Origin of the sequence: Mucilaginibacter sp., from assembly GCF_028288205.1 — a bacterium.
Taxonomy (GTDB): Bacteria; Bacteroidota; Bacteroidia; order Sphingobacteriales; family Sphingobacteriaceae; genus Mucilaginibacter.
The window spans coordinates 200,729-207,933 of the sequence record NZ_JAQBOD010000062.1; the positions used below are offsets into that span (position 1 = coordinate 200,729).

The 7,205-nt window shown below is 40.0% G+C and carries 6 protein-coding genes and 1 tRNA gene; 2 read left to right on the forward strand and 5 right to left on the reverse strand.

Features of this window, described 5'->3' with window-relative positions; translation table 11 throughout:
- Positions 1-226: 226 nt before the first annotated feature.
- From JWR23_RS16650 to JWR23_RS16660, 3 genes are all read right to left on the reverse strand, one after another.
- Entirely contained in the window at positions 227-1,621 is a 1,395-nt protein-coding gene (locus JWR23_RS16650; protein WP_299517470.1) for an FAD-binding oxidoreductase, read from the reverse strand.
- Positions 1,622-1,925: 304 nt separating this feature from the next.
- Positions 1,926-3,032, reverse strand: coding sequence for a TlpA disulfide reductase family protein (locus JWR23_RS16655; protein WP_299517472.1), 1,107 nt, complete (start codon positions 3,030-3,032; stop codon positions 1,926-1,928).
- Between the two features lie 281 nt (positions 3,033-3,313).
- A complete protein-coding gene (locus tag JWR23_RS16660) occupies positions 3,314-3,574 on the reverse strand; it encodes a transposase (RefSeq protein ID WP_299517473.1) in 261 nt (86 codons plus the stop codon).
- 215 nt (positions 3,575-3,789) lie between these two features.
- Between JWR23_RS16660 and JWR23_RS16665 the strand changes: the two genes are divergently transcribed.
- Positions 3,790-4,263, forward strand: a complete 474-nt coding sequence (locus tag JWR23_RS16665; RefSeq protein ID WP_299517474.1) for a hypothetical protein — start codon at positions 3,790-3,792, stop codon at positions 4,261-4,263.
- 125 nt (positions 4,264-4,388) lie between these two features.
- On the opposite strand, the gene JWR23_RS16670 is transcribed toward JWR23_RS16665, so the two are convergent.
- Positions 4,389-5,504: an AAA family ATPase gene (locus JWR23_RS16670; RefSeq protein WP_299517475.1), complete on the reverse strand. Its 1,116-nt coding sequence runs from the start codon at positions 5,502-5,504 to the stop codon at positions 4,389-4,391.
- A 580-nt stretch (positions 5,505-6,084) separates the two neighbouring features.
- On the opposite strand from JWR23_RS16670, the gene JWR23_RS16675 reads away from it, so the two are divergent.
- Positions 6,085-6,906 carry an alpha/beta hydrolase gene (locus JWR23_RS16675; RefSeq protein WP_299517476.1) on the forward strand — a complete coding sequence of 274 codons (822 nt, stop codon included), beginning with the start codon at positions 6,085-6,087 and terminating at the stop codon, positions 6,904-6,906.
- A gap of 138 nt (positions 6,907-7,044) precedes the next feature.
- On the opposite strand, the gene JWR23_RS16680 is transcribed toward JWR23_RS16675, so the two are convergent.
- Positions 7,045-7,117, reverse strand: a tRNA-Lys gene (locus JWR23_RS16680).
- Between the last annotated feature and the right edge of the window lie 88 nt (positions 7,118-7,205).

The following is a 7,205-nucleotide window of genomic DNA, read 5'->3' on the forward strand; positions in this document are numbered from 1 at the left end:
ATTGGCTTTGATCTGTCTCGCAGGGCAATGTCATTAAGTTAAGAGATTTGTCATCGAACATAGTGAGAGATCTATACACGGATAAGTCGCTGAACCTGCCCTGTATAGATTTCTCTCTCGCACCTCGTTCGAAATGACATTTTTTATTGGTAAATTTCCTTAACTTAATGACATTGCCCGCAGGGGCCTCTATCGGGGGACGCTGCAGGACAAAGAATAAGTGATTTTAAACTGTCATTTTTTCGATTGTAGGTTTTATATTTTGGTTCACCCTGAATAAATTATCAGGGTCGTATTTATTCTTTACTGTTACTAACCGTTCATAATTTTCGCCATAAGTTGCTTTTACCCGTTCTTCCCCTTCATCCATCATAAAATTCACATAAGCGCCACCTGCCGAATAGGGGTGCAACGCTTCCCAATAGGCTTTGGTCCAGGCGGTAATTTTTTCTTTATTTGCCGGGTCAGGGTCAACGCCTACTATAACCATTGCCCAGGTGGCATCGCGGTAGCTCCACGCTGTGTCTTTTTTATTTACACGCGAGGCTGCCCCATTAACCGGGTATAAGTGCATGGTTGAGAGCATTGTCGGCATCCCTTCGCCAAAAGGAAGGTGCTTTGCAATTGCCTCATCGCTAAGTTCATTTACAAAGTCGGCGCGCCAGTACCATTGTAAACCGGTGGGATAAACGGCATCGAACATGCTTTGCAATGCCGGTTGAGGTAATGGGCCAACAAAATCAAGAGCAGGTGTTTTAAAAGCGCGAATAGGTTTAAATATCGCTTCCGCTTTTTCTAATGGCCCTGTATATGCCCACACAATCCCGCACATTTTTTTCAGATGCAGGTGCTCCGGGAATGGGGGCCCTGGAGGAACAGTTAGGAACGCAAAAAAACCATTCAGATCATCCGGCGCGTCCTTTATCAATTCGCGATACCATTTCATAACAGCCTCCGCCTCACTCATCTCATATAACATTGGCCCGCCATATACCATATCTATCGGGTGCAGTTTAAATGTGAAGGCAGTAACTACGCCAAAGTTTCCGCCACCGCCCCTTACCGCCCAAAACAAATCCTGGTTTTGATTTTCGTTTGCTGTTATAAAACTTCCGTCGGCCAACACCATATCAACTGACAGCAGGTTATCAATACTCAATCCGTGTTTTCGTGTGAGATGACCAATACCGCCGCCCAGCGTCAAACCGCCGACACCCGTTGTCGAAATAATTCCGCTTGGGGTGGCCATACCGAATGCATGCGTAGCATGATCCACATCGCCCCATGTACATCCTGCTCCCACTACTGCTGATTTTGCTTGCGGGTTAACCTGGATGTATTTCATCCGCGAAAGATCGATTACTAATCCGTCATCACAAATCCCTAATCCGCCGGCGTTGTGGCCCCCGCTGCGAATGGAAAGGAGCATATTGTTTTCTCTCGCAAAATTAACCGATTGTATCACGTCTGCCACATCTGCACAATACACAATCATGCGTGGGCGCTTGCTTATCATGGCATTGTACACCTTGCAGGCATCGTTATAACCTTGATCCTGCGGTTCTATCAGGCCGCCTCTTAAGGTTGATTTAAATTCTTGAATAGAAGTTTGGTTAAGCATAACACATTTATTTTAGAATACATTTAATTAATAAAACAGATTCGGTGGGAATAATGAATATGCAGGTTTGGGCAACCCCTATAGTATAGACAAGGTTAAATAAAAACGAATAAATATTTATAAGGTTTTAGCTGATGGCAGATTTAATTTTTGCGTGGAAACAAGGAGAAGTTATTAATTTATAGCGATGGTATAGTCCGGATTTGCAAATTTGCAATCCCGGACTTAAGCCGTTACGGATTTATAATCCGTTTGCCAAGGGATTAACATGGATTGACACTGTTTATTTACAGATCCGATCAGGTTATGATTTTTTTAATAAATTATCGATTATGGCAGACATCTTCTTTTCAAAATCATCAGAATATCCATCCACAATACTTGCTATCTTTCCTTCTTGATCGATGAAATAAAAAGTAGGAGCCGCGGTAATATGATATAATTTGGCCACATCACCACCATTAGGATACATTTGGTTTTTTATACGTTGATTTTTTTTAAATGCCGTAACTAATTTCTTACTATCTCTATCACTAATACTTAGTATTACAAAGTTTTTATTCATATATTTTTCATGAAGTTTATCCAACGGTGCTAAAGTATTCATACAAGGGACGCAGCCAACAAAGAAAAAATCCAACAACACAATTTTACCTTTCATTTGTGATAATGAAGTTTTTTTATCATCAGTATCATATAAGGTCCAATCAGGCGCGATCTTACCTGGCACAAATAAAGCAGTGTGCTCTTTAGGTTTTTCTTTAGGCGGATGAAATCCTTCAGGAATAGCAAAATAAGCTGTGTTGATATTATCCTGATCAATCTTATAATTGAAATAGCTTTCTTCTGTATAATAGTTTGTAACTTCTTTTCCAAAATCAGCAGTCCTTGATCTGGTAATTCTGCACACAGGCAAACCTGTTACCTTGTCAATAAATAGATGTATCCGTACATACAAATGATCTTTGTCAATAATGGTATCTTTAGTATTAACAATTAAATGATAACTATTTATTGAATTAAAGGTGGTATCACTTGTTTGCACAATTTTGGAGGGGTTTTTCTTTAAAAAGGTTTTTATCCAATTTAATTCACCAAGTAACGATCGTCTAAAAATTAGTGCTTGTACTTTTCTCGTATTATAAGTACTGTCCGTAGGATTAATTGAAATTAAGTTTTTTCCATTGTATAGGTCTGTCGCCGGAACCTTCATGTCCCCATATTTAGACTCATGTCTAAAAAAATAACCAATTTCTTTATCTTCAGGCACCTTTAATAAAACATATTTTTCGTTTTCTATTAAGGTATCACTAAACACTTCCTTCTGCTTATAAACATATTGATAGCTAAAGTTTTTATTGCTTTCAAGTTTATCAATAGCGTTTTGAAGTATAGCAATTTGCGCGTTCACATTTAAACCAGTTAAAATAAACGTTATGCAAATAAATGGTTTAATTAGTTTCGTGTAGGTCATAATGTTGTTTTTCGTGTTAAGGCTATCACTAAATTAAACAGAATTATTAAATACAGACGTTAAATAATGTTAAGGTTAATTAAATGTGGTTAATATACCGCTGTCTGTAGTTTGCTCCACCGCTACCGCAAGTGTCCCGTGGCCGTTGTGCAACGAACCGATTAATGAACAAATAAACTAAGTTGTGCGATCATCTTTGATTACCATCTGATTTAAACTTAGTAAAAATCGGGAGCCTTAAAAGAATCTAATAAGCTTATAATAGCACACCAAAACTGATTTCCTCCATATTTGATTAACTTCTTAAGATTGTAAGCAATTCCGGCCATAATCATGCATTTATTAGCTAGTTTTATCCCTATGGTATTTACTTTTCGTATGCCAAAGTATTCGACCAGGTTTCTGATGATGGGTTCTACCGTACTTTTTCGTATGGTCATCATTTGCTTACCATAATCGTCCTTCATACGTTTGTGCATTTCATCAAACAACGGCCTTGTTAAAGAGTTGGTCAGCAGTTTATAGGTTGATTATGCTGTTAGTCCGGATTTGCAATCCCGGACTAAAGCCGTTACGGATTTATAATCCGTTTGCCCGGGGATTATAAATCCGGACTAACATGATAAATTAGGAGTTGATATAAAAGATATTGTTTGATGCTTTTGTAACTTAGGTGAACCTAAAACCTAAGACAATGAATTATTCAGAACTCAAAACAGTAGAAGAAAAGTTAGATATGGTTCTTCAATACGTAGTCAATATACCATCAAGGGAATTGCTTACACGGGATCAAATCGCTTCCAATATGGACGTTGTTCCTTATGAAAAAGAAATAACAGAAATTCTATTAAAGCTGTACAAAGATGGGTATGTCCATACCCAAAATGATATGGGATTAGGGTATTTCTACTCCAATTTTGATGGACGAATATTTATAGATGGTGGTGGTTACGTTAAAGCAAAAGAAATATACGAAACTAATCTTAAAGTTTCGTCCCATATTTTAACTCAAGACAAGATTTACCGTCGACGGCTTTTGTGGGCGACTTGGAGCGCAGGTATTGCAGCATTTCTTCTTCTGTTATGGAATGGTTTTCTTTGGATAAATCCGACTTATTACGACTTCCCTTATATACTTTTTGGAATAGTGAGAAAAGCCATGCATTGATTTTAATCTTCTTCATGGTCTAACAGGTATATAATCTCCTGATAACACCAACAAAGGCCAGCGGGAATCTTTTGAACACTCTTAATTATAAATCCGGACTAACATGGAAAAGATATTTTTTTAAACTAAACTATTTCCTCTTCTTCTTCTCCACCCAACCGTTTCACCACCCTAAACACGGTAGTAAAGGATATGCCCGTATCTCCGGCTATCTGACGCAGACTGCGGCCCTGTTGGTGCAGCCGGATAATGCGGGCCTCGGTGTTTTGGCGGTGCTGCTCGGTATAATGTACCAGGTGGTCGGCTTCGTTGCCGGGCCCGATAAATTCAAATTGCAGGAAATTATAGGGTTTGATAATTTCGCAAAGGTATACGTTGGCCGCGTCGTAAACCTGGCTGCCGCTGCGTTGTTTAATTTGTTTAAGGTAACGCACCCCTGTTTTGGCCTGGCTTTCGCCGATGGCAAAGGCGCTGTCGGCAAAATTGATCAGCATTTTACTGCCCTGCAAATCATTGCGGGTAACGGGCTTGGTGGGGTTGCGCTTTGGGGTATGTGCCAGTACCAGTATGGAAAGGCCATATTTGTTTTTAAGGGTTTGCAGCTTATGCATTAAACTAATGGCACTGGCAGCATCCTGGGTACCGCTACGCAGGCAGGTGATGTTATCAATAATGATAATACGCGCCTGGCTGGTGATGAGCGCATTTTCGAGCGCGTTGTTGATATAATCATGATAACTGTTGAATTTATGCGCCCCGTTGGCATTGGGGTTAAAAACTACACGGTAAAAGCCGGCACCAAACTGGTGCCGGCCATGCAACTCGCTGGTATACCTTTTGGCGAATTGCTGGTCGTTCAGCTCAAAATCAAAATATAAAACGGTTGACGGTTGTTGCTTCATAGCAAAACGGGGGATAGGGGTGCCCCGGCTAAGGGCATCGCCAATTTGCACCGCCAGTATGGATTTGCCCACATTGGTATCGGCAAACAGGATACATAGCTCGCCCTCATACCAAAAATCGCCAAAAAGCATCCCGGCATCAGGCTGGTTGTTAGTTACCTGCAAAAAGTCGGCAGCCGGTTTAATAATGAACGCGTCCTTACTGTCGGCCGGGCTTTGCAGCAGGTTATTAAGTGTTTGATTTTGCTTAGCAGTTAGCGGCCCCTTAGCCATCGACCGGATAAGCTCAATTTCTATCGGTCGCTCATAATAATGAGCGGGTTTACTGTAATTATCCATAAAAAAATCGGGTTTTATGCAAGGTAGGCAAGTCCGCATAAATTTATGGTGACACTGGTTTGTCAGTACTGCAAAAAAAGTGTTTCACATCAGGTGTTTCACCCTAAATTTGCAAAAACCCATAAAATAGTATAAATTACTTATTATAAGCTATTTATACTATTTTACCTAAAGCTTTTGTACTGTTTCAAAGTGTTTCACTCATTTTGTCAAATTATTAATTATCAGTAAGTTAACCCAAAAGAGTGTTTCATGTGTTTCATTATTTTGTGAAACACTTTTACTGCCAAAAAAGAGGTCGATAAATATAAAAAAGCGCGGTTTTAAACTAATTTTCAGAAAAATTTGAGCGTTAAACAAATATTAAATTTGAGTGTTCTTTAAATGGGCGGACTTATAAACCAGCTTTTATTTGTTATCTATAGCTTTCAACCGGCTTTGATGCTGACCTTGATCTATGCGTTATCGGCCATGTCAAATTTGTTTGTAAGGGACAAGAAGAAGTATTTATAGCTACAATAATCAAGTCGAAACAGAAGCAATCTCTTAAAGTTTTATTAATCACCATAATCTAAAAGAAATGAGCAAGATAACAGTAAAAGACGGAACCGAAATTTATTACAAAGACTGGGGAACAGGGCAACCACTTTTTTTTCATCACGGCTGGCCTTTATCGGGCGATGATTGGGATGGGCAGATGATGTTTTTCCTTGGGCAGGGCTTTAGGGTTATCGCCCATGACCGCCGGGGGCACGGAAGGTCAAGCCAAACTTCAGGCGGACACGATATGGATACTTATGCAGCCGATGTGGCTGAACTTACCCAGGCACTTGATCTGAAAGATGCGATACACATTGGCCACTCAACCGGTGGAGGGGAAGTTATCCATTATGTCGCGAAATATGGAAAAGGCCGCGTAGCCAAGGCTGTACTAATAAGCGCGGTTACTCCGCTCATGGTGCAGACTGAAAATAATCCGGACGGTGTCCCTATGGCTATATTTGATGAAATACGTGAAGGAACGGCGTTACACAGGGCACAATATTTTCAGGATTTTACCCTTCCGTTTTATGGATACAACCGTGAGGGAGCGAAAATATCACAGGGCATCAGGGATAATTGGTGGCGCCAGGGAATGATGGGTGGGGTAAAAGCACATCATGACGGCATTAAGGCTTTTTCAGAAACAGATTTTACCGAAGACCTTAAAAGTGTAGATATTCCGGTATTGGTTTTGCATGGCGAAGATGACCAGATCGTTCCATTTCCTATTTCGGGAGCAAAGGCTGTGAAGCTGTTGAAAAATGGAAAACTTATTTCCTATCCCGGTTTCCCCCATGGAATGCCTGCGACAGAAGCCGAAACTATCAACAAGGATCTTTTGGCTTTTATCAAATCATAAAAAATCATATATAGTTCAGCCTATGACCGGTGTTTTCACCGCACCACAAATCTTACAAGAAATAGAAGTCGTCATAAAATAGGTTGACAGTAAAATCAAATAAAAAAGCACAGTAATATAGTATTACTGTGCTTTTAGTGACCCGGGAGAGGATCGAACTCTCGACCCACTGATTAAGAGTCAGTTGCTCTACCGGCTGAGCTACCGAGTCATTTTTTTACCGGGTTGCAAATATAGTGGAATATATTAAAATGCCAATTCTTAAATAATACTTATTACGCCATAGCGTAAAGCTCGTC

Coding starts and splice junctions, on each gene's coding strand:
- JWR23_RS16650 (WP_299517470.1), bottom strand. CDS start 1,621: ATGCTTAACCAAACTTCTATTCAAGAATTTAAATCAACCTTAAGAGGC.
- JWR23_RS16660 (WP_299517473.1), bottom strand. CDS start 3,574: ATGCACAAACGTATGAAGGACGATTATGGTAAGCAAATGATGACCATA.
- JWR23_RS16665 (WP_299517474.1), top strand. CDS start 3,790: ATGAATTATTCAGAACTCAAAACAGTAGAAGAAAAGTTAGATATGGTT.
- JWR23_RS16670 (WP_299517475.1), bottom strand. CDS start 5,504: ATGGATAATTACAGTAAACCCGCTCATTATTATGAGCGACCGATAGAA.
- JWR23_RS16675 (WP_299517476.1), top strand. CDS start 6,085: ATGAGCAAGATAACAGTAAAAGACGGAACCGAAATTTATTACAAAGAC.